This is a genomic window from Nocardia sp. A7 (genome assembly GCF_046549215.1).
GTDB lineage: Bacteria > Actinomycetota > Actinomycetes > Mycobacteriales > Mycobacteriaceae > Nocardia.
The window spans coordinates 779135-802160 of record NZ_JAJPWE010000001.1 but is presented as its reverse complement, the minus strand read 5'-3'; the positions used below and the strand labels follow the sequence as shown (position 1 = coordinate 802160).

Annotated in this window: 17 protein-coding genes; 11 read left to right on the top strand and 6 right to left on the bottom strand. The window is 68.8% G+C overall.

Translation table 11 applies throughout. The features are described 5' to 3' along the window. Positions 1-20 precede the first annotated feature (20 nt). From ACLJPD_RS03580 to ACLJPD_RS03565, 4 genes are read left to right on the top strand one after another with little or no spacing between them, the layout of a single operon-like run. Complete coding sequence (locus ACLJPD_RS03580) at positions 21-1598, top strand: ABC transporter substrate-binding protein (protein ID WP_410870261.1); 1578 nt, start codon at positions 21-23, stop codon at positions 1596-1598. Continuing rightward, on the top strand, positions 1595-2554 hold the full coding sequence (locus tag ACLJPD_RS03575; RefSeq protein ID WP_410870260.1) for an ABC transporter permease: 960 nt from the start codon (positions 1595-1597) through the stop codon (positions 2552-2554). Before ACLJPD_RS03580 ends, ACLJPD_RS03575 begins: the two co-directional genes overlap by 4 nt. Next, on the top strand, positions 2551-3411 hold the full coding sequence (locus ACLJPD_RS03570) for an ABC transporter permease (protein WP_410870259.1): 861 nt from the start codon (positions 2551-2553) through the stop codon (positions 3409-3411). Before ACLJPD_RS03575 ends, ACLJPD_RS03570 begins: the two co-directional genes overlap by 4 nt. Then, entirely contained in the window at positions 3408-5132 is a 1725-nt protein-coding gene (locus ACLJPD_RS03565; RefSeq protein ID WP_410870257.1) for a dipeptide ABC transporter ATP-binding protein, read from the top strand. Before ACLJPD_RS03570 ends, ACLJPD_RS03565 begins: the two co-directional genes overlap by 4 nt. 50 nt (positions 5133-5182) lie before the next feature. Here the strand turns inward: ACLJPD_RS03565 and ACLJPD_RS03560 are convergent, their stop codons facing one another. From ACLJPD_RS03560 to ACLJPD_RS03545, 4 genes are all read right to left on the bottom strand, one after another. Beyond that, positions 5183-5344, bottom strand: a complete 162-nt coding sequence (locus ACLJPD_RS03560) for a hypothetical protein (protein WP_410870256.1) — start codon at positions 5342-5344, stop codon at positions 5183-5185. Positions 5345-5609: 265 nt separating this feature from the next. Then, complete coding sequence (locus ACLJPD_RS03555) at positions 5610-7352, bottom strand: NTP transferase domain-containing protein (protein ID WP_410870255.1); 1743 nt, start codon at positions 7350-7352, stop codon at positions 5610-5612. Between the two features lie 107 nt (positions 7353-7459). Continuing rightward, positions 7460-7750 (bottom strand): MGMT family protein, encoded by a 291-nt coding sequence (locus ACLJPD_RS03550; RefSeq protein WP_410870254.1) that lies wholly within the window; start codon positions 7748-7750, stop codon positions 7460-7462. Between the two features lie 4 nt (positions 7751-7754). Beyond that, positions 7755-8543 carry an alpha/beta fold hydrolase gene (locus tag ACLJPD_RS03545; protein WP_410870253.1) on the bottom strand — a complete coding sequence of 263 codons (789 nt, stop codon included), beginning with the start codon at positions 8541-8543 and terminating at the stop codon, positions 7755-7757. A gap of 115 nt (positions 8544-8658) precedes the next feature. Between ACLJPD_RS03545 and ACLJPD_RS03540 the strand changes: the two genes are divergently transcribed. The 4 genes from ACLJPD_RS03540 to nudC all read left to right on the top strand — a co-directional run bounded on the left by ACLJPD_RS03540 (position 8659) and on the right by nudC (position 18122). Beyond that, a complete protein-coding gene (locus ACLJPD_RS03540) occupies positions 8659-12366 on the top strand; it encodes an ATP-dependent helicase (RefSeq protein WP_410870252.1) in 3708 nt (1235 codons plus the stop codon). After that, positions 12363-16001, top strand: a complete 3639-nt coding sequence (locus tag ACLJPD_RS03535) for an ATP-dependent helicase (RefSeq protein ID WP_410870251.1) — start codon at positions 12363-12365, stop codon at positions 15999-16001. Before ACLJPD_RS03540 ends, ACLJPD_RS03535 begins: the two co-directional genes overlap by 4 nt. Positions 16002-16105: 104 nt before the next feature. Next, positions 16106-17161: a potassium channel family protein gene (locus ACLJPD_RS03530; protein ID WP_410870250.1), complete on the top strand. Its 1056-nt coding sequence runs from the start codon at positions 16106-16108 to the stop codon at positions 17159-17161. Between the two features lie 58 nt (positions 17162-17219). Next, positions 17220-18122: an NAD(+) diphosphatase gene (gene nudC, locus ACLJPD_RS03525; protein WP_410870249.1), complete on the top strand. Its 903-nt coding sequence runs from the start codon at positions 17220-17222 to the stop codon at positions 18120-18122. Positions 18123-18132: 10 nt separating this feature from the next. Here nudC and ACLJPD_RS03520 read toward each other — a convergent pair whose 3' ends face one another. After that, positions 18133-18366, bottom strand: a complete 234-nt coding sequence (locus ACLJPD_RS03520) for a mycoredoxin (RefSeq protein WP_410871903.1) — start codon at positions 18364-18366, stop codon at positions 18133-18135. A gap of 122 nt (positions 18367-18488) precedes the next feature. On the opposite strand from ACLJPD_RS03520, the gene ACLJPD_RS03515 reads away from it, so the two are divergent. The 3 genes from ACLJPD_RS03515 to ACLJPD_RS03505 all read left to right on the top strand — a co-directional run bounded on the left by ACLJPD_RS03515 (position 18489) and on the right by ACLJPD_RS03505 (position 21550). Then, positions 18489-20645, top strand: a complete 2157-nt coding sequence (locus ACLJPD_RS03515; protein ID WP_410870248.1) for a UvrD-helicase domain-containing protein — start codon at positions 18489-18491, stop codon at positions 20643-20645. Positions 20646-20755: 110 nt separating this feature from the next. Further along, positions 20756-21088, top strand: a complete 333-nt coding sequence (locus tag ACLJPD_RS03510; protein ID WP_410870247.1) for a hypothetical protein — start codon at positions 20756-20758, stop codon at positions 21086-21088. A 138-nt stretch (positions 21089-21226) separates the two neighbouring features. After that, positions 21227-21550 (top strand): WhiB family transcriptional regulator, encoded by a 324-nt coding sequence (locus ACLJPD_RS03505; protein ID WP_410870246.1) that lies wholly within the window; start codon positions 21227-21229, stop codon positions 21548-21550. Between the two features lie 66 nt (positions 21551-21616). On the opposite strand, the gene ACLJPD_RS03500 is transcribed toward ACLJPD_RS03505, so the two are convergent. Further along, entirely contained in the window at positions 21617-22966 is a 1350-nt protein-coding gene (locus ACLJPD_RS03500; RefSeq protein ID WP_410870245.1) for an ABC1 kinase family protein, read from the bottom strand. Positions 22967-23026: the final 60 nt, after the last annotated feature.

Genomic DNA, 23026 nt, shown 5'->3' with positions numbered 1-23026 from the left:
CGTCTACGAGGATCTTCACGATGAGCTCAACGCCAAGTGGCTTCGGCCGCCGAAACTTCCTGCGCACCAGCGGTATCGCCGCCGCCGCTATCTTCGGTGGTGCCGCACTGGCGGCCTGCACCTCGGCGGTCTCGGAACAGAAGGCAGGCGGCGACGGCGCGACTCCGGTGCGCGGCGGCACCCTGAAGGTCGGCATCCGTGAGGATCTGGTGCCCGCGAACCTGCTCACCAACACCGCGGCGACCCCGGTCGTGATCGGCCTGGTTTACGAATCGCTGATCCGGTACCCTAACGACAGCCTGGAGCCACAACCATTACTGGCGAAGTCGTGGCAGCTCGCCGCCGACGGCCGATCGCTGAGCCTGGACCTGCGCGACGACGTGAAGTTCCATTCCGGGCGCCCCTTCACCGCCAAGGATGTGGAGTTCTCGCTGCGCACCTACGCCGACGCCAAATGGTCGGCGCAGCTACGTAGTTCAGCAGCGGCCGTGACCGCCTTCGACATCGTCTCGCCGACGCGGATCGTCTTGCGCCTGGCCCACCCGCTGAGCAACATCTACGACCTGCTCGACACCGTCCCGATCCTGGACAGCGACACCGCCGACAAGCTCGGCACCGGCGACACCTACATCGGCACCGGGCCGTTCAAATATGTTCAGCGCATCCCGAATTCGCAGCTGATCTTCGAGAAGAACCCGGACTACTGGGTTCCCGAGCGCCCCTACCTCGACCGGGTCGAGGTCTCGATCATCCCCGACCCGAACGCGCTGCTGAACGCGCTGAAGTCCGGTCAGATCGCCGCGGCCCGCGAACTCGGCTTCCGCGATGCCGAAAACCTCGGCAAGAGTGGCGGATTCACGGTGCACAATCTGGAGGGCGCCGAGCTGCAATCCTATGTCGGCGTCAACGTGACCGAACCGGCGCTGGCCGACCTGCGGGTCCGCCAGGCGATCGCCTACTCCCTCGACCGCGAACGCATCATCGACGAGGTGTTCCGCGGCGCGGGTTATCCACTGAACGTGCCGTGGCCCAAGAGCTCGCCCGCCTTCGACGAGTCCCGCAATACCAGGTACAAACGTGACATAGACAAGGCGAAGCAGCTGCTCGGCCAGGCCGCCAAGCCGCCGAAACTGCCACTGACCTTCGCCCCCGGCTACGGCGAGGTCGCCCAGATCGTGCAGGCCAACCTCGCCGACGTGGGCATCGAGGTCGAACTCGACCCGGTCGACGCCGCCACCTTCGTCAAGCAACTCACCGGCCAGCAGTTCCGTGGCCTGTGGGTCACCGACCATTCGTGGGCGCAGTTCGTCCCGTCGACACTCACGGTGAGCGCCTACCCGTTCAATGCCCGCCGCAATGCCTCGCGCTACGAATCGCCCGCCTACACCGCGGCCGCCGACACCGCATGGCAGCTGCCGCAGGGCACCGGGCCCGAGGCGGTGCGCGCCTATCAGGCCGTCACCGACCAGCTGCTCGAAGGGCTGTTCCTGATCGAGATCGGCGTGCGTTTCCAGCAGTACTCCACCGTCAACAAGGTGCACGGTTTCGCCTGGACGAAGCGGCGCGAACCGGTCCTCACCGACACCTTCCTGTCATGACGCGCTATCTACTGCACCGCCTCCCGTCGGCGCTGCTGGTGCTGTTCGGTGCCTCGGTGCTGATCTTCTTGTTGCTGCGGCTCGTCCCTGGTGACCCGGCCACCATCCTGGCGGGCAACGACGCGACACCGCAGGCCATCGAGGTGATCCGCCACCAGCTCGGCCTCGACCGATCGATCCCGGTGCAGTATGTGCAGTGGCTGAGCGATCTGTTCACGCTCGACCTCGGTCGCTCCTACATCATCGGCGGTGAGATCACCGATCTGGTCGGCCGTGGACTCACCAACACCTTGGTCCTCACGGTGAGCGCACTGCTGCTGGCCGTGCTGGTGAGTCTGATCGTGTCGGTGGCGTCGGTGCTGTGGCCGAGCCGCTGGCTGAACACCGTTGTCGCCGCGGCCAATACGATCGCGGTCGCGCTGCCGACCTTCGTCGTCGGCCCGCTGCTCGTGCTCGTGTTCGCCGTCGTGATTCCGGTGCTGCCCGCGGGCGGGGTGCCGCCGGACGGATTCATCGCCAGGCCCGATATCGCGGTGCAGTATCTGCTGCTGCCCGCGATCTGCCTCGCACTTCCGGTGTCGGCGGCACTCACCCGTTTCCTCACCGAAGCGCTGCGCACAGAGCTCGCGAAACAGTATGTGCTGACAGCGCGTTCGCTCGGTGTCGGACATCGCGAGATCGTCACCCGTGGCGCGCTGCGCAACGCACTGCCGACCATGCTCACCGTGCTCGGCATCCAGACCGGGCAGCTGCTCGGCGGCGCGGTGCTGGTGGAGGCGGCCTTCGTGTGGCCGGGGATCGGGCAGCTCATCGAGCAGGGGATCAGCCGGCGTGACTATCCGCTCGTGCAGGTGCTCTTGCTGCTGTCGGTGGCGGTGTTCGTGGTGATCCAGCTGATCACCGATGTCGCCCACGCCTGGCTCGACCCGCGGATCCGCATCGGAGGACGGGCATGACGATCGGGAACCCCACTGTCGCGGTGGATGATTCACCGCGAACTGATGGCCCGCTGCATGCGCTGCGTCGTGGGCAAGGCCTGGTCGGGGTGCTGCTGGTCGTCGTGGTGGCGCTGGCCGGAGTGTTCGCCGGAGTCCTCAGCTCCTACGATCCGCTCACCCAGATCCCCGGCGCCAACCTGCTCGGGCCGAGCGCGCAACACTGGCTCGGCACCGACCACCTCAACCGGGACGTGGCCGCCCGGGTCCTCGCGGGAATCCGGATCGACCTGCTGATCGCCCTGCTCGCGGTGCCGATCGGCGCGGTGATCGGTGCGCTGATCGGGCTGGCGGCCACGGTACACCCGCTCGCGGACGTCACCGCCCAGCGGGTTTTCGACCTGATCCTGGCCTTTCCCACGCTGATCCTGGGGATCGCGCTCGCCGCGATCACCGGGCCCGGCTGGCACGCCGTGGTCATCGTGATCATCGCCGCCGAGATCCCGATCTTCGGTCGTCAGATCCGCACGGCGGTGCTGGCCGTGCGCGAGCAACCGTTCGTCGAAGCCTCGGAGGTGATCGGCGCCGACACCTGGTGGACGTTGCGAAAGCACGTGCTGCCGCATGTGATCGAACCACTCGGCGTGCAGTTCGCGCTGTCGCTGTCGGTAGCGGTGTTCATCGAAGGCGCGATGAGTTTCATCGGCATCGGCGTGCTGCCGCCGCAGCCGTCGCTGGGTGGTCTGATCGCCGCCTCGATCGCCAACCTCGACGCGAATCCGTGGATCGCGATCGGACCGTTGGTCGTGGTGGCGGCGTTGACCCTGGGATTCCTGTTGATCGCCCAGGCATTGGGCCGGGCAAGGAGATTGGCGTGAGCGCACAACCTGACCGGACCGACCCGGTGCTCGACATCGACGAGTTGACAGTCGGATTCGGGGACAAGACGGTCGTCGACCGGGTGAGCCTACGGGTGCACCGGGGTGAAGTCGTTGCCCTGGTCGGTGAATCCGGCTCGGGAAAGTCGCTCACCGCGCGATCGGTGCTCGGGCTGCTGCCGGGAACCGCGCGGGCGGGCGGGTCGATCCGGCTCGCGGGAACGCAGGTCGTCGGTGCCGCTGAATCCGTGTTGCGCGACCTGCGCGGAACCAAGGCCGCGATGGTCTTTCAGGAGCCGCAGACCGCACTGAACCCGGTGCAGAAGATCGGCACCCAGCTCGCGCAGGCCCTGCGTGCGCACGGGGTGACCGACAAGTCGGTGGCACGTGCCAAGGCGCTCGAACTGCTTGCCGCCGTCGATATCCCGGAACCGGAGAAGCGGCTCGACTGGTATCCGCATCAGCTCTCCGGCGGGCAGAAGCAGCGGGTGGTCATCGCACTCGCCCTGTCCGGCGAGCCAGAACTGCTCATCGCCGACGAGCCGACCACCGCACTCGATGTCACCGTCCAGGCCGAGATCCTCGACCTGCTGCGCTCCCTGCAACGTCAGCGTGGCACGGCGATCCTGTTCATCACCCACAACCTCGGGGTGGTCGCGGAAATCGCTGATCGGGTCGTGGTGATGCGCGAAGGGCGGGTGGTCGAGGAGCAAACTGTGTTCGGGCTGTTCGCCCAACCCGGGGAGGAGTACACCCGCACGCTGCTGACAGCAGTGCCACGGTTGCCCGCGGTGTCCGCGCGAGGTGGAGATCCAGAACCTGTCGCAGTCGAGCGTGAGGCTGTCGTCGTCGTCGAAAAGGGCGGTGGGCGAGGTGAATCCGACTACCGTGATGTGCTGCGGATCGACGATCTTTCGGTGGTATATCCAGGACGGCACGGCAGCGCGTCTTTCCCTGCGCTGCAGGATGTTTCGCTCACCCTCGGTCCCCGCGAAGTCCTCGGGGTCGTCGGTGAATCCGGGTCCGGCAAGAGCACCCTGGGGCGTACCGCGCTCGGACTCGTACCGGCAACCTCGGGACGAGTTGAGCTGCAGGGTGTTTCGCTGGCCGGCTTGTCACGGCGTGAGCTGCGCGGACTCCGCAAGCACGTCGCGCTGGTGCATCAGGATGTGAGTGCCTCGCTCGATCCCCGGCGCAGTATCGCCGACGCGATCGCCGAACCGTTGCAGGTGCATCGGGCGGCGACGGGCGCGCTGTTGCGGGCCAAGGTCGGCGACCTGCTCGAATCGGTGCGGCTGCCACGGGATTACGCGCAGCGCAGGCCGGGGGAGTTGTCCGGCGGGCAGCGTCAGCGGGTGGCGTTGGCTCGCGCGCTGGCCTTGGCGCCGCGGCTGCTGGTGGCCGATGAGCCCACCAGTGCGCTCGATGTGTCGGTGCAGGCGCAGGTGCTCGACCTGTTCGCCGACCTGCGCGCCGAATACGGCTTCGCCAGCCTGTTCATCAGTCACGATCTGGCCGTGGTGCACCAGGTCGCCGACCGGGTACTGGTGCTGCGGCAGGGCCGGATCGTCGAAACCGGCGAGGTGCGCGCGGTATTCGCCGCACCGGCTCAGGAGTACACCCGCCGCCTGCTCGACGCGGTGCCCGTTCCCGATCCGTCGACGGCTCGGCGTGGGCGGGCCGGATCCGCGGCAGACGCGCTACTGAGCATCGGGGCATGACGTGGACGAGCCGCCGGTAGCGATACCGGCGGCTCGTCGACACACGTAATTCAGTGATGGCCGGGGCGGCGCTGCTGATCCCGCCGATCGTCCTGGCCTGCTCGCGTGGTCCCTTGCGAGTCCTGCTGCCCCTGCTCCTGCCGCTGCTCCTGCTGCTGGCGCGGCATCTGCTTGGGCATTTTCTTCGGCGCTTTCCTAGACTTTTCAGCCATCTCCACACGGTCCTTTCCGAGGGATAAAGGATTAAGCCTTCAACGCACTGTCCGACGCAATCCACCTCGCGTGCGGGGCGTCCCACGCCTGACTCGACCAACAATAAGCACCATTACTGTCCGGCGATAGACCTGCGCCGAAAATAGGTTTCTGACCTGGGTAAATGCGGCGTGTCAGACAGGCTGGGCCATTCTTTTGGCGTCGTGGACAGCAATTCGATCAGTTTCACGACCGGCACCGAACGGCGACCAATTTTCAGTTCAACTACGAGGGAAGGGGAAGGAACTCGACGGTTGATCCGTCGGTGGCATTCGGGGGGACGATTACCAGGCCGTCGCGGTCTATCAGGCCGGCGAGGTGGGCGGTGCGGACGGTGGGGTCGCCGAACCAGCCGCCGGTCGGGGCGTGGCGGGCAGGGGTGACGCGGTGGACGGGGGCGGTGATCTCGGCGGCGTTGTGGAGGGGGCCGAGGATCTTTCGAGGCAGGGGGGCGGCAGTGCGAGCGGCGACGATGGTGGGGGTGAGGGTCAGCAGGACGGCGATGGCGGCGAAGGGGTTGCCGGGGAGCCCGAGAACCGTGGGGCCGGTGGGGAGTTCGGCGACGATGGTGGAACCGCCTGGGCGCAGGGCGAGTCGGGGGACCAGGAGGCGAGCCTCGGCTCGGGCCAGGGCGGTGCGGAGTTGGTCGGCCGCGCCGCCGCCGGTGGCGCCGACTACGACGAGAAGATCGAAATCGGCGGTGTCGGTGAGCATGTCGTCGAAGCTGTGGGCGGTGTCGCGCAGATGGACCCGGTCGACGACGCGAACGCCGCAGCCCGCGAGGAGATCTGGCAGGACAGGGCCGATCGAGTCGCGCGTCTGGCCGGTCTGAAGCGGGCCGGTACTGCGAATTTCGTCGCCGGTCATGACAATTCGCGCGCGCACCGGTCCGCGAACCACGCCGGTGGTGACTTCGACCGAGGCCGCGGCCGAGCGGAGGGCGGCAGTGACTCGGGTGCCTGCCGGGGCAACGAGATCGCCGATGTTCCTGTCCTCACCGCTCTTTCGGACGTCACTGCGCAGGGGAGTGTCGGGCAGGCGGGTGAGTTCGTCGTCGGTGACGGTGGCGAATTCGTCACGCAGGACCGAGGTGGTGCCGTCAGGGACGTGGGCGCCGGTGGCGATACGCACCGCTTCGCCTGGTTGGAGCCCTTCGGGCCTTGCGCCGCCGGCGAATCCGACGTCGCGGCGCAACTGCCATGGACCGTCGCCGCAGACGGCGTAACCGTCCATGGCGGAGACGTCGAAGCGGGGAAGTGGGCCCGCTGCGGTGATCGGAGCGGCCAGTGCGGCCCCGGGGACTTCGCTCAGCGCGGCCTCGTAGGCGACCAGGGGCGTCAGGCCGGTGCCGATGCGTTCGCGCGCCTCGGTGAGGTCGAGGCGGGTCGACGCACGGCCTGCGGCCAAGGTTTCGCGGGCGCGGCGGACTTCCTCCTCCGTATCGCAGTCGGCGATATCCGGTAACTCGACCAGGACGGTCTCGGCGGGCACGATGGCCTTCATCGGCTGGTTCACCAGCGAATCCAGTCCGGCCAGCGCCGCCACCAGCGCACTGCGCCGCCATACCCCGACGAGATACTGCGGACGGCCGGAAGCATCGGTCGCGAAGACGGCGTCGGCAGTGGATTCGGTGGCGCCGCGCAGTAATTCGTGGACAGTCGCCTCGGTGAGAAACGGCATGTCGGCAGCGAGCACGACGATCAGGGGCGCGGCGGAGCCGAGTGCGGTCAGGCCGGTGCCGATCGCCGCGACCGGCCCGGAACCCGGCGGCACCTCACGAACCTGCCGGAACCGGGAATCGAGGTCGGGGCGATGCGGCCCGACCACGACGACCTCGGCGCAGTCACGCACCGAATCCAGCGCCGCGTCGAGCATCGACCGCCCACCGATCACGATCGCCGGTTTGTCGACCCCGCCCATCCGACTGGCGCGCCCACCCGCGAGCACAATGGCATCGGCGGCGGTCATCGGCTGATCCTGGATCGCATAATCGGCACGAACGCCATGCTAGTGGGCCGCTTTGTCGACGCTCGGACGCTCGAGCGGGTGAGCGCGGTTGACTGCCCGACGTGAGGTCAGAGTCTTGCCGACCGAAGATCGACTCGGCCGTCGACGATCGGGACGCCTTCTTCGCCGAGGAGGCGGAGTTGACGCGCGGCCAGGTGGGCGGCGGGGCGGCCGGACGCGCCGATGACGCGGTGCCAGGGGAGGTCGGCGGAATCGGTGCGCATGATCCAGCCGACCGTGCGGGCCGACGACAGCCCGGCCGCGGCGGCGACGTCACCGTAGGTCGAGACACGGCCCGGCGGGATCGCGGCAACGAGTTCGCGGACCTTCTCCACCTGTTCCTCCGTCGTGACGGCCATCGGGCTACAGGACCTCGGCGATCAGCGCGGCCGTCTCGGCGGGCCGGGCTTGCGCGACCATGTGATCGCAGTCCCAGACCTCGGCGGTGAAGTTGTCGAGGTGAGCGGTGAGGGCGGCCAGGAATTCGTCGGTGACGTACGGGGGCTGCACCTTGGCTGCGCGCACCAGCACGGTCGGCAGGTCGGCGGGCGGCAGCACGAACGGTCGTGCCAGCTGACCCCAGTACGAGGTGATCGCGGGCTGGAAGATGCGCCAGCCGACCCGGCCGCCCTCGGTGGGCACGAGGTGTTCGGCCAGCTCCCGTTCCAGCACCTCGGAATCCATCTCGTCGGGTCCCCACGCGCTGACCTGTTTGTCGGAGCGGGCTTCGGCCAGGTCGGTGTAATCGGGGGAGGCGAGGTTGGCGAGGGCGACCTGTTCGATCAGTTTCGCGTCGATGCCGATGGCGGGATCGAGCAGGACGAGCGCGCGCACCAGGTCGGGATGTTGCCGGGCCAGGTGGATGCCTGCGGCGCCGCCGAAGGAGTGGCCGACCACGACGACCGGGCCGTCGGTCTCGGCGCGCAACAGCTGCGCGAGGTCGGCGACGATCGTTTCGAGATCCCACGGCGGCAGCGAAGTGGAGCGGCCGTGTCCGCGCAGGTCGGGGGCGATGATCCGGGCCTGGGGCAGGTATTCGGTGGCGAGGGTTTCCCACCGGTTGCCGTGGCCGGTGAGACCGTGCAGGGCGAGGACGAGGGGACCGTCGGCGGGGCCGAAACGGTACACATGAAGCGACGACACGACTGCCATTCTGGCCGGTCGGGCACGGTCTCGCAGCGTGTCCCGCCGGTGGGGGTGCGCCGGTGTGTCGGACTGGTCTGTTGCAATAGCCGATGTGGTGCGATCGGATAGCTCGGTGCGACTCGTGCGCCGGACAACGCGGGCGCCCCGGCCGCGGGCCTGGGGTGCGTCCGTCTCCGCGCTGTTCGCCGAGCAAGCCAAGCCCGCGCCGCCGCGTCCTGGGTGGCGGCCGTGGCAGGTGCTCGGCGGGCCGGGCACGGGCAAGACCGCGCTGCTCGTCGACCTGGTGACAGCGCGGATCGTCGATGGCGCCGACCCGGAGTCGGTGCTGGTCCTCACCCACACCAAGCACGCGGCGGCCGCCTTGCGCGACGCGATCACGCATCAGCTGGGCCCGGCCGCGGGCGGTATCCCGGGCGCGAGCCGGGAACCGATGGTGCGCACGCTGCACTCCTATGCCTTCTCGGTGCTGCGCCGGCATGCCGACCTGCACGGCAACCCGCCGCCACGGTTGCTCACCGGCGCGGAACAGGACGCGGTGCTGCGCGAGATGCTGCGCGGCGACCTCGCCGATATCGAAGAGGGGGCCGGTGGACTGTGGCCGCCGCGGTTGCAGCCAGCGCTGGCGCTGGGCGGGTTCGCCGAGCAGCTGCGTGACCTGATGCTGCGCGCTACCGAGCGCGGACTCGGGCCGGAGGACTTGATGGCGCTCGGGCGGGCACACGACAACGATGCGTGGGTGGCGGCCGGGCGGTTCTTCCAGCGCTATGAACAGGCGTCGATGCTGCGCTGGTCGGTCGGTGTCGCCGCGCCGGAGGCCACCGCGCCCGCACTCGATGCCGCGGAACTGGTCGGTGCGGCCCTCGATGCCCTGGCAGGTGATCGGAATCTGCTTGCCGCCGAACGGGATCGGATCCGCTACCTGCTCGTCGACGACGCGCAGCACCTCGATCCGCAAGCCGCGACGCTCGTGCGCGCGATCGGCAGCGGCAGCGCGAGCGCCGTCGTCACCGGTGACCCGGATCAGGCGGTGTTCACCTTCCGCGGCGCGGATTCGCACTTCCTCACCGACCTCGACACCGTCCCCCAGCGTCGAATCATCCTGCGCCACAACCATCGCAGTGGTGCGCCGATCCGATTGGCGACCGCCCGCATCGCGGCGAGGCTGCCGGGCAGCGCGCGACACCGGGTCCTGCCAGGGCAGGAGAACGAACCTCCCGAACCGTCGGAGCAGCCCGCGGTCGGCGACGAATCAGAGAAATGGACAGCGCGGGAGCCGTTGCCGCCCGATGACGAACCGCCGCCCGATGACGAGTGGGTGCCGCCGGAGGACCTGCCCGTCGACGAGTCGAGTGTGCGAGTACGGGTGTTGTCGACTCCGGCGAAAGAGGCGGCGCTGATCGCCGATCATCTTCGGCGCGCGCACCTCACCGATGGAATCCCGTGGTCGGCGATGGCGGTGATCGTGCGGTCGGTGCCGTTGTCGCTGGCGCCGTTGCGGCGGGCGTTGCTGGCCGCCGGGGTACCGGTGCGCAGGCCCGCGGTGGCCGAGCCGTTGGCGCGTCGGCGTGGGGCGGCGTGGATGGTGCTGGCGCTGCGGGTGTTGTTGGCGGGGGATTCCTCGCGGCCGGGTTCGCGGCGGGCGATCGACGCGATGTTCTCCCCGGATGACGCGATGGATCTGCTGTCCGGACCGCTCGGTGGGGCCGATCAGATCGCCTTGCGCCGGTTGCGTCGTGGCGTGCGGCGCAGCGTGCTCGAGCTGGAGCGAACAGGCGCGCTGGCCGAACCTCTCGCCGATGGTGCCGATCAGTTCCTGCTCTGGGACGAGGGCGCGCCACCACCGGAAATGCCTGAGCCCGAACCGGATCCGAGCGATGAATGGTTGCCGCCGCCGGACCCGGAGGATCCGCTGCGACCCGAACCCGAACCGGCTTGGGACATCGCCGAGCGCCTGCCCGATGACATCGACCTCCTCGATGCCGAGAATCCGCCTGCCGCGAGAACAGTCGTCGAACCGGTGCGGTCCGAACCCGCGCGAGTCGAACCGGTGGTGCCGCTGATCGACCAGTCCTCCGCCGAGGTGCTGCGTGACCTGATCGTCGGGGTGGGCGAAGAGCGACTGCTCGACGGACTCACCGAAGTCGAAGCGGCGCCGCTGCGTCGGGTGCTGGGTGCGGTGGCGAAGGCGAAGCAGACCCAGGCCAGAGGCCAAGGTCTCGAAGACGTGCTGTGGACGTTGTGGACGAGTTCGCGGCTGGAGCGACGCTGGTTCCGGCAGTCGCGGCGCGGTGGCGCCTCGGGGATGCAGGCCGACCGCGACCTCGACGCGGCCGTCGAATTGTTCGATGCCGCTGCGGGTTACGTCGACCGGCTGCCCAAAGCGAGCATCGACGGGTTCGTCGAATACCTGCTGCACCAGCAACTTCCGCAGCAGGGTAGGCCGCTCACCGCCGAGGGCGACGCGGTGACACTGCTCAGTGCGCACGCTGCCGCTGGCCGGGAATGGGACGTGGTGGCGGTAGCGGCTGTGCAGGAAGGGATCTGGCCGAATCCACGTTCCCGAGGCACGCTGTTGCACACCGAGGATCTCGTCGACCTCGTCGCCGGGGTCGATCCGAGTGCGACGGTGAGCCGGGCCGCGCCGATCCTGGCCGAGGAACGCAGGCTGCTGCTCGTGGCGTGTAGTCGAGCGCGGCGGTCGCTGCTGGTCACCGCTGTCGAATCCGCGGCGGGAGACCAGGATCTGGTGCCGTCGCGGTTTCTCACCGAACTCGTCGGCGATGACGACAGCGGCGAACCGGGTGCGCTGCCGGTCGCCGATCCAGGGCGCGCGCTGGTGATGCACGCGTTGGTCGCCGAGCTGCGCGGGGTGGTGTGCGATCCAGGGGCCGACTCCGAGCGTCGCGACCGGGCCGCACGTCAGCTGGCGCGGCTCGCCGACGCGGGCGTGCCCGGCACCGACCCCGGCGACTGGTACGGCACCGCCGAACTCAGCTCGCAGCGCGAACTCTGGGACGACGACGATTCGCCGATCGGGCTGTCACCGTCGACGGTCGAATTGTTGCGCACCTGTCCGCTGCGGTGGGCACTGGAACGACACGGCGGCACCGACGGCGACAACCCGCACGCGGTGAAGGGCAATCTCGTGCACACGCTCGTGCAGGCGCTGGCGGGCGACGTGCCGGAAGCGCAGGTGCGGGCGGCGCTTGACCAGGCATGGAAAACGGTCGACCCGGCCGACGGCTGGCATTCGCGCCAGGAACTGCGCCGCACCGAGACGATGCTGGAGACCTTCCTCTCCTGGGTACGCACCACGCGCGGTGAGCTCACCCAGGCCGGGGTGGAGGTTCCGGTGGACTGTGTGCTGCCCGCGCGTACGGAAAGTGCACGCGCCGTGCGGATTCGGGGCCGGATCGACCGGCTGGAGCGGGATGCGCAGGGGCGCTTCGTCATCGTCGATGTGAAGACGGGCAAGACGCCGGTCAGCGCGAAAGCCGTCGCCGACCACGCGCAGCTGGCCACCTATCAGGTGGCGGCCGCGCACGGTGCGCTCGAGGAGGAATCGGAGGAGCCGACGCCCGCGGTCGACCCCGGTGGTGCGCGATTGGTGTATGTCGCCAAGCCGAGCACGAAAACCGGTGCCGCGGAACGAACGCAGAGCCCGCTCGACAATGACGGACTCGAGCAGTGGCGCACCACCATTCACGATGCGGCCGACGCGACGCGCGGACCCGGCTATCTGGCAGTGCGCAACGACGGGTGCAGGCATTGCCCGGTCGCGGGCAGCTGCCCGGTGCAGGACACCGGACGGCAGGTGACCGACGAGTGAGTGGCGTGCGCGTCACCCCGCAGCGGTTGGCCGACGCGCTCGGCCTGCCACCCCCCACCGATGAGCAGTCGGCGGTCATCGCCGCCCCACCCGGACCCACCTTGGTCGTCGCGGGCGCGGGCGCCGGTAAAACCGAGACGATGGCCGCGCGCGTGGTGTGGATGGTGGCCAACCAGCTGGTCGCCCCGGACGAAGTACTCGGGCTCACCTTCACCCGAAAAGCCGCACAGCAGTTGACCTCTCGTATCCGGACGCGACTGGCCCGGTTGGCGGGCGCGCCCCTGCTGCGCGAGATCGACCCAAGTGGCGCGTTACGCACGATCGTGGCCGGGGCCGAGCCGGAGATCAGCACCTACCACTCGTACGCGGGCAGACTGCTCACCGCGCACGGGCTGTTGCTGCCGGTGGAACCCTCGGCGGCGCTGCTCACCCAGACCCAGCTGTGGCAGCTCGCGCACGAGGTGGTGCGGTCATGGGACGGCGACCTCGACACCGACCGCACGCCGGTCTCGGTGACCGAGGCCGTGCTCGCCCTGTCCGGCCAGCTCGCCGAACATCTGGTGGAGCCCGAGCAATTGGCCGAGGCGCACGCGGAACTGGAGAAACTCGTCTACACGCTGCCCGCGGGCCCCCGTCAACGCGGCGGGCCGAGCCAGGCGCTGGTCGGCGTGGTGACCGCCCAACGTGAGCGCGTCGCACTGCTCCCGCTGGTCGGCCAGCTCGCCGAGGCACTGAACCGCCGTGGCGCACTGGATTTCGGCTCCCAGATGTCGTTGGCCGCGCAACTCGCCGTCGACCACCCCGAAGTCGCCGCCGCCGAACGCGCGCGATTCAAACTGATCCTGCTCGACGAATACCAGGACACCGGGCACGCCCAGCGCGTCCTGCTCTCGGCGCTGTTCGGCGATGCCGACGCGGTCCGACAAGATCGACCGAGGCAACCGGTTCGGATTCGGGGTGACGCACCGCCGACGCGAGCGCACGAGGCCGATGCCCTGTTCGCGGTGGACGACCAGGATTCGGCGCAGTTTCGTGGCGACGGACGCGGCCGCGCCGACCCAGGCGCGGCCGACCGGTCGCCCGGTGTCGGTGACGTGCTCGGTGCCGGTGGGAGTGCGACAGGAGAATCCTCGCAGGCCCTGGCGGTGACGGCGGTGGGCGACCCGATGCAGTCCATCTACGGGTGGCGCGGTGCTTCGGCGGCCAACCTGCCCAGGTTCGCCACCGATTTCCCCGCCGCGCCAGGAGTTCCCGCGCCGGTGCTGCCGCTGCTGACCAGTTGGCGGAATCCGCCCGAAGCACTGGCGTTGGCGAATCTGGTGGCCGATCCGTTGCGGATGGTGGCGCGCGCGGCCGGTGGGGCGACGGTGGACGCGTTGCGGGCAAAGCCGGGATCGGATGCGGGAGTGGTCGAGTTCGCGGTCACCGAAACCATCGCGCAGGAACGGGACTGGATCGCCGAGCGGATCGCGCGGGAGTGGGCGACAGCGCGGGAGAACGCGGCGCCGCCACCTACCTCGGCGGTGCTGATCCGGCGCAACGCCGATGCGGCGCCGCTGGCCGAGGCGCTGCGTGAGCAGGGGTTGCCGGTGGAGATCGTCGGGCTCGGTGGGTTGCTGGCGACGCCGGAGGTCGCCGATATCGTTGCCACCCTGCGGTTGATCGCCGAACCGGGGACCGGGAGTGCGGCGGTTCGGATTCTCACCGGGGCCCGGTGGCGGATCGGGGTGACGGATCTGGCCGCGCTGGCGCGCCGTGCGCAGATGTTGTCCATCGGCAGCGGCTCGGGTGCCACCGACGCCATCACCGATGCCGCCGGACTCGCGACGGCGCTGCGTGAGGTGGCGCCCGAACCGACCGAAAAGGCGGGTCTGGCCGATGCCATCGCCGATCCCGGGGCGGCGGACCAGTATTCGGCGGCCGGGTTCGCGCGGATCGCCGCCCTGAGCGAGGAGCTGGCCGCACTGCGCGAACGCAGCGGGCAGCCGCTGGTGGAGCTCGTCGCCGATGTCGAACGCACCATCGGCGTCGGCGTCGAGACCCAGGCCAGACGCGCGATCGCCGGTGGTGGCGCGGGCCGCGAGCACCTCGATGCCTTCGCCGAGGTGGTCGCCGGCTACGCGGCCGATTCCCGGGCGTCGCTGAGCGGCCTGCTCGCCTTCTTCACCGCGGCCGAATCGGTCGAAAACGGTTTGGAGCCAGGTGAAGTGGAGGTCGCGCGTGATCGCGTGCAGGTGCTCACCGTGCATGCCGCCAAGGGCCTCGAATGGGAAGTCGTCGCCGTGCCCCACGTGAGTGCCACGGTGTTCCCCTCGACGACCGCGCTGAGCACCTGGCTCGGCGCGCTCACCGAACTCCCCACCACCCTGCGCGGCGACCGCGCCCAACCGGACGCGTCCGAGGGCGTGCCCGTGCTCGACCTGAGCGCCGCGGGCGACCGCTCCGAACTCGAACACGCGATCGCCGACCACAAGGACGCGCTCAAGAGCCGCCGACTCGACGAAGAACGTCGCCTGTTCTATGTCGCCCTCACCAGAACCGAACGGGTGCTGCTGGTTTCGGCCTATTACTGGCCCGAGACCGGGACCTCGCAGAAGGGCCCGTCGGACTTTCTGCTCGAACTCAAGGAAGCGAACGAGAACCCGGACAACGCGGCATATGGTGTCGCCACCATCGCCCGCTGGGACGACAAGCCGCCACCGGACGCGGTGAACCCCTTCGCCGACAACCCGCCGACCGCCGCATGGCCACGCGACCCACTCGGCAACCGCCGCGACCCCATCGAACAGGGCGCCGCCTTGGTGCGGGAGGCGCTCGATACATTGCGAAGTGGCGCAACGGATTCCGGTCCTGCCTCGGAGGGGTTGCCCGCGGACGACTCGACCCTCGAGGACGACCCAGAAGGCTGGGTCAACGACGTCGACGCGCTCCTGGCCGAATTCACCGCCGCCGAACTCGCCGAACAACAGGTGGAACTGCCCGGCCAACTCCCCGCCACCGCCCTCGTCGAACTCCGCGCCGACCCCGCCCGCCTGGCCGCCCGCCTGCGCCGCCCACTCCCGTACCCCCCGAACCCGATGGCGCGGCGCGGCACCGCATTTCACGCCTGGGTGCAGGCCTGGTTCGGCACCGAACAGCTGCTCGGCCTCGACGAACTCCCCGGCGCCGCCGACAGCGCGGGCGAACTTGGCCGCGCCGACCAGGAACTCGCCGCCATGCAGGCCGCCTTCCGCCGCTCATCCTGGGCGCATCGCAACCCCGTCGACGTGGAAGTGCCGTTCGAAACGAGCATCGCCGGTACCGTGATTCGCGGCCGCATGGACGCCGTCTTCGCCGAACCAGGCGGCCGCTGGATCGTGGTCGACTGGAAGACCGGCGCCGAACCCGGCCCCGCCGACGAACCCGCCGTCGCCATGCAGCTCGCCGTGTACCGCCTCGCCTGGGCCCGCCTGATGGCCACCCGCACCGGCGAGACCGAGGCCAGAATGCTCCAACGCGTCAGCGCCGCATTCCATTACATCCGCTCCGGCCGCACCATCGCCCCCACCCAGCTGGCAGGCCCCGCCGAACTCGAGCGCCTCATCCGCGACGCCGCACCGGAAAACATCGACACCGATCCACACGAGAACCGATGAGCCGATAGTGTTGCGATCGCCGAAGTAGACAAGGCCGGTCACCCGGCGGCGCAGCGGCCAGGCCGAAAACCCGCGGCGCCAGCCGCCGAAAACACAGGAGCAGCATGTTCGGTGACACGCGCAACCCGGTGGGGTTGAGTAGTAGTCCCGACTACGCCCTGGTCGGTCTGTTGCGGATTCCGGCGGCGCAGTCGAGCCCGTGGGTTTCGCTCACGCGCCGCGTGCTGTTCGCGATCGCACTGCTGTTCACCGCCGCGACCGTCGTCTATGTCGGCCGCCACGGCTACCGCGACAACACCGGCGACGAGCTGTCGTTCCTGGACGCGATGTACTACGCGACGGTTTCACTGTCGACCACCGGTTACGGCGACATCGCCCCGGTGACCCCGTCGGCACGGCTGGTGAACATCATCGTCATCACCCCACTGCGCGTCCTGTTCCTCATCGTGTTGGTCGGCACCACCCTCGGCGTGCTGACCGAACGGTCGCGGCAGGCATTCAAGATTCAGCGATGGAGGCACACCGTGCGTAATCACACCGTCGTCGTCGGCTACGGCACCAAGGGCCGTACCGCGATCGATGCGATGGTCGGTGACGGGGTGCAGGTGTCCGACATCGTGGTCGTCGATACCGACCCCATCGCGCTGGAGGCCGCCGCCGCCGCGGGTCTGGTAACCGTGCACGGTTCGGCGACCAAATCCGATGTGCTGCGGCTGACCGGCGTACAGCGTGCCGCCGCGGTCGTCGTCGCCACCAACCGCGACGACACCGCCGTGCTGGTGACGCTCACCGCACGCGAGCTGAACAAGACGGCCAAGATCTCCGTGGCCATCCGCGAAGCGGAGAACACCCACCTGGTCCGCCAGTCCGGTGCCGACTCGGTGGTGGTGTCCTCGGAGACCGCGGGTCGATTGCTCGGTATCTCCACCACCACACCGACGGTCGTGGAGATGATGGAGGACCTGCTCACGCCCGAGCAGGGCTTCGCCGTCGCCGAACGTGAGGTGGAGGCGGGCGAAGTGGGCGGATCGCCACGTCACCTCAGCGACATCGTGCTCGGTGTGGTGCGCAACGGCGCGCTGATCCGGGTCGGCGAACCCGAGTCCGACGCGCTGGAGGGCGGCGACAAACTGCTCTACATCCGCCGCGCCGGGAAGTAGCTGCGCGTAGCCGCGCCTTCGCCGCGGCCGCGCGCGGCTGAGGATCGCGGCGCCCGTTATGCTCGGCGTTGTGTCGTTCCGGCTGAAAGACGTTCCGCTGCTGTCACGTTCCACCATCGATCGGGCCGAGCACGCCCGGCTCGATCCCGGCGCGCTGCGCGAAGGGTGGGGGAAAGCAAAGATCCTGCGGGTCGATGCGCGTGGAAAAGTGCGGGTGGAGGACGGCAAGATCGTCCTCGACTCGGCTGTCGCGGTGGCCGAAGGGCCCGGTGAGGGTGCGGTGTTCCTCGGCGTCGTCGACGGCAGTCACCTGTGGGCGCTGCGTGCGCCCGAACTCGACGGCACGCTGAAGGACCTGCGCACGCTCGGCGCTGTCGACGACTTCACCGCCGAACTGCTGTCCACCGCGTACGCGCTGCTCAACTGGCACGATCGGGCGGGCTTCCACGGTGGCGACGGCACGGCCACGATGTCGGCGCGCGGCGGTTGGTCGCGACTCACGGCCGCGGGCGAGGAAGAGTTCCCGCGGATCGACCCTGCCGTGATCTGCCTGGTCCACGACGGTGCCGATCGCGTGCTGCTGGCCCGTCAGCAGAGCTGGCCGGAGACGATGTTCTCGCTGCTGGCAGGCTTCGTCGAGGTGGGCGAATCGCTGGAGCACTGTGTGGAACGCGAGGTCCGCGAGGAGGTCGGCGTCGACCTGCGCGATATCCACTACCTCGGCAGTCAGCCGTGGCCGTTCCCGCGCTCGCTGATGGTCGGCTTCGCCGCGGTCGGCGACCCCGCCCAGGAACTCGTGTTCTCCGATGGCGAGATCGCCGAAGCGCACTGGTTCACCCGCGACGAGGTCCGCGCCGCGCTGAAGGTCGGCGACTGGTCGGCGCGCGAACCCGGCGTACGACTGCTCGTGCCCGGATCCATCTCGATCGCGCGATCGATCATCGAGTCCTGGGCGGACTGACTGGCGCGAATCAGGCCTGCTGGGCGGCCAGCGACTGCTTGACCGCCGCCAACGACGGGTTGGTCGCGGTGGAACCGTCGCGGTACTTGATCGTCGGCACGACGTGGTTGCCGTTGTTGACGCTGCCGACGAACTCGGCCGAAGCGGGATCGTCCTCGATGTCGATCACCGTGTAGGTGATGCCCGCCTCGTCGAGCTGGGTCCGCAGGCGTCGGCAGTAGCCGCACCACGTGGTCGAGTACATCGTCAGGTCTGTGGTTGCTTCAGTCACGCGATGTGCAACGTCGCGGGGTCACGCTGTGTTCCCGCGGCGGACTGTGACCGGCGGTTGTGCGGGCATCGGGATTCTTGTCGGGGGGCGCTGTCATGATGGTGCGCGTGCCAGTACTCGATCTCGCCGCCCTCGACCCGGAACAGGCCGCCGCGGTGCGGGCACCACGGGGGCCGGTGTGCGTTCTCGCCGGTGCGGGGACCGGTAAGACCAGGACGATCACGCATCGGATCGCGCATCTGATCGCGGGTGGGCATGTGAAGGCCGACCAGGTGCTCGCGGTGACGTTCACGGCGCGGGCGGCGGGGGAGATGCGCAATCGGTTGCGCACGATGGGGCTCGGCGGTGATGCCGGTCAGGTGCAGGCGCGCACCTTCCACGCCGCGGCGCTGCGGCAGTTGCGCTATTTCTGGCCGCAGGTGGTGGGCGATGTGCCGTGGCGGCTGATCGACAGCAAGTTCCCGGTGGTTTCCCAGGCCGCGCAACGGGCGGGACTACGCGCCTCCACCGAAATGGTGCGTGACCTGCTCAGCGAGATCGAATGGGCAAAGGCCTCACTGATCGCGCCGGAGGACTATCCGGCTGCGGCCGCCCGCCATCATCGTGACGCGCCGGTCGATGTGGCCAAGGTCGCCGAGGTGTATCAGGGCTACGAATCCGCGAAAGCCTCCGCCGACGGCCTGCTGCTCGACTTCGACGACCTGCTCCTGCACACCGCGGCCGCGCTCGAGGACTACCCGGCCGTCGCCGACGAATTCCGTGGTCGCTACCGCAGCTTCGTCGTCGACGAGTACCAGGACGTCACGCCGCTGCAGCAGCGAGTGCTCGACGCCTGGCTCGGGGAACGCGACGACCTCACCGTCGTCGGCGACGCGAACCAGACCATCTACTCGTTCACCGGCGCCACCCCGTCCTACCTGCTCGATTTCTCCCGGCGCTTCCCCGACGCCACGGTGGTCCGGCTCGAACGCGACTACCGGTCGACGCCCCAGGTGGTGTCGCTGGCCAACCAGGTCATCGGTGCCGCGCGCGGACGCATCGCGGGTACCCGACTGGCCCTGATCGGCCAGCGACCGGCGGGGCCGGACCCGGAATTCGCCGAGTACGTCGACGCGCAGGCCGAGGCCACCGCTGTCGCGGGGCAGATCCAGAAGCTGATCGCCAACGGAACGCCCGCGTCGGAAATCGCGGTGCTGTATCGGACCAACGCACTGTCGGAACCGTTCGAACAGGTGCTGACCGCGCGTGAGATCCCGTTCCAGGTGCGCGGTGGCGAAGGGTTCTTCCACCGTCAGGAAGTCCGGCAGGCGGTGGCGGCGTTGCGTACGGTCGACGCGCGCGACGACCTGCCCGACGAGGCGCGCAGTGGATCGTCGCTGATCACACTGGTACGGGCCGCACTCGCGCCGGTCGGGCTCACCACGGAGGAACCGGCCGGTGCGCAGGCGAAGGAACGCTGGTCCTCGCTGCTGGCGCTGGTGCAGCTCACCGAGGAACTGGTCGGCCACGACGACGAGATGGACCTCACCGCACTGCTGCGCGAGCTCGCGACCCGCGCCGAGGCCAAACATCCGCCCACCGTCGACGGCGTCACCCTGGCCTCGCTGCACGCGGCAAAGGGCCTCGAATGGGACGCCGTGTTCCTGGTCGGACTCACCGACGGCACGCTGCCGATCTTCCACGTGCTCGGCAAGAAGAACGGATCCGTCGACGAGGCAGGCCTGGAAGAAGAACGGCGGCTGCTCTACGTCGGTGTCACGCGGGCACGCGAACATCTGAGTCTGTCGTGGACCCAACGGCGGATCCAAGCCAGCGGCGACTCCCGCCCGGTGACCCGCTCGCGGTTCCTCACCGGGCTGATCCCGGACAGTTCGCCTGCCACCCGGATCGCCGTCGAGGTCCCGAGTTCGGCCGAGGCCAAACGGCCGCTGTGCCGCGTGTGCCTCAAGCCACTGCTCGGTACCTACGCCACCATGCTCGGCCGGTGCAAGCGGTGTCCCGGCGAAGCCGACGCGCAATTGCTCGAGGCGCTCAAAGAGTGGCGCGCCGAGAAGGCCGAAGTCCTGCGCAGGCGCGACTTCGTGGTGTTCACCGACACCACCCTCACCGCCATCGCCGAACAGCTGCCCGCCGATGATGCCGCGCTGGCGGCCATCGCGGGAATCGGCCCGCAGAAGATCAAGGACTACGGCGCCGACGTGCTCGCCATCGTTGCCTCACGGTTGCGAGCGACGGCACAAAACCCCAGGTAGAAAATAAGTTGTTCGGTTCTCGATCATTGCCTATGGTGGAGAACACGCACCGAGAGTGATCCCGGTGCGTGTTAATTGTTCACACACGAGTTCAGGAGGGAGGCAGACACATGAACACGAATACGAACACCACGTTCGAGGCGACGACCGATCGCGTCCTGGTGAACGAATTTGTCATGTCCGCCTCCCGGGGGGTCCTCGCTCTGCAGGGGACCGGCCTGTCCGGCGGCGATGCCAATGCCGTGCCGATGACTGTCGTGCATCAGCACACTCCGATTCGTCTCCAGGACAAGCCCAGCGTGGGTTGGCAGCCGGCCGCCGTCTCGGCACCGGCAGCGCTCGCCGATGAAGCCGGTTACGCACCGGCGTTCATCGGCGCAATCCGTCTCCGCGTCCACCCAGCGACCGTGATCAGGCTTCGACAGAAATGTCGAAGTAGGTAGGGGATACCTCCCAGACCTCCTGGCCACGGATCGCGAGAAGCGAAAATCCGTGGCCATTTTTGTTTCGGCTCTCAGCCGTAGGCACCGGGTTCGCACACCGAACATTCGACCGCTGCAAACGAGCTGAAGGAGAACGACGTGTTCACCGCCCAGGACTGGCCGACGGCCACTGCTGACGTGACATGCCGAACCGTGGCGCAGAGCCCTCGCGTCCGCGAGGTCAACAAGACTCTGCCGTGTAGGGGAGGAAACCCGGATCTGTGGTTCGCCGAGAGCCCCACCGATCTCGAGCAGGCCAAGGAACTGTGCGCGGCCTGCCCGATCCGCAAGGGCTGCCTGACCGCGGCCATCGATCGCGGCGAGCCGTGGGGCGTGTGGGGCGGTGAGATCTTCGACCAGGGTGTCGTGATCGCCCGCAAGCGCCCCCGTGGTCGCCCGCGCAAGGTCGCGATCATGGCATGAACCCGGGAAAAGGGTTGTACCGCAAGCGAACCGCTCACCTCGTCATGGTGAGCGGTTCGTTTTGCGTCAGGAGGCTTGTTCGGCGCGGAAGCCCGGCACCCAGGTGCGTACCAGGTTCATGAAGCCGAGTTCGGCGTCGAGTTGGGCCAGGATGCCGACCGAACCACCGAGCACGCGGAAGACGGTCAGGTATTCAGCCGGAAGTTGCAGGGCGCGAGCGGTCTTCATCTCCGGACTGGAGAACTCCGAGGCTGTGCCCGCGACCCGCTGCATCCAGGCGCGGGTGAAGTGGAAAGTGTCGGTGCGAATCGGGTCGCTGAACGGGCGCAGGTACGCCTCGATCTCCTCGTGGGTCACCACACGTCCCGGAATGACCCAGCCGTGCTCGTAGAGCAGCTCGGTGAGCGCCGCGTGTTCATCTGCGACGGCCAGGGCCAGCATCCGGCCCAGGATCTCCGGGAAGCCGTCGGGCATCGGCGCACAGGCGCCGAAGTCGAGCACGGCCAGGGTGCCGTCGGGTCGGATCAGGAAATTGCCGGGGTGCGGGTCGCCGTGCAGGAGGCCGACCAGTTCGGGGGAGCTGAAGTGGAAGGTCCCCATCAGCTCGGCGATCCGGTTGCGCTGCGCCAGGGTGCCCTCGGGATCCTCGGCGCCTGCCCTGATCAATGCCGATACCGGGGTGCCGTCGAGCCATTCGGTGACGATGACCTTCGGGGAACCCGCCACCACCTTCGGGACCGTGATGGTGGGGTGCCCGTCGAACGCGGCGGCGAAGCGGCGCTGGTTGGCGGCTTCGATGCGATAGTCGAGTTCCTCTTCGGTGCGTTCGGTGATCTCGGCGAGCAGCGGCTTCACATCGGCACCGGGGATCACCGACGAGAGCAGCCCGGTCATCCGGGACAGCGTTTTCAGATCGGCGCGCAGCGCGTCGTCGGCGCCGGGATACTGCACCTTCACCGCCACCGCGCGTCCGTCGGACCACACCGCACGGTGCACCTGACCGATGCTGGCCGAGGCCGCCGGGGTGTCGTCGAAGGAGGTGAAGCGTTCCCGCCACTTGGTGCCGAGCTGCTGGTCGAGCACGCGATGTACCGTCTCGGCGGGCATCGGCGGCGCCGCGGCCTGCAGCTTGGTCAGCGCCTCGCGGTAGTGCTCGCCGAATTCCTCGGGGACGGCGGCTTCCATCACGCTCAGCGCCTGCCCGAACTTCATCGCGCCGCCCTTGAGCTCGCCGAGCACGGTGAACAGTTGCTCGGCTGCTTTCTGGTTCAGGCTCGCGTTGATCTGCTTCTTGTCACCGCCGACGAGCTTCTTGCCGAATCCCACGGCGGCTCGTCCGGCGATGCCGAGCGGAATCTTGGCCATCTTGGCATTGCGGCTGGAACTGCGGCGTACGAGTTCGGACACGATACCCATCATGGCCGAACTCGCGGGGTGTGTGCCATAAGAATGCTCACACCGGCCGGTGCGATGCAT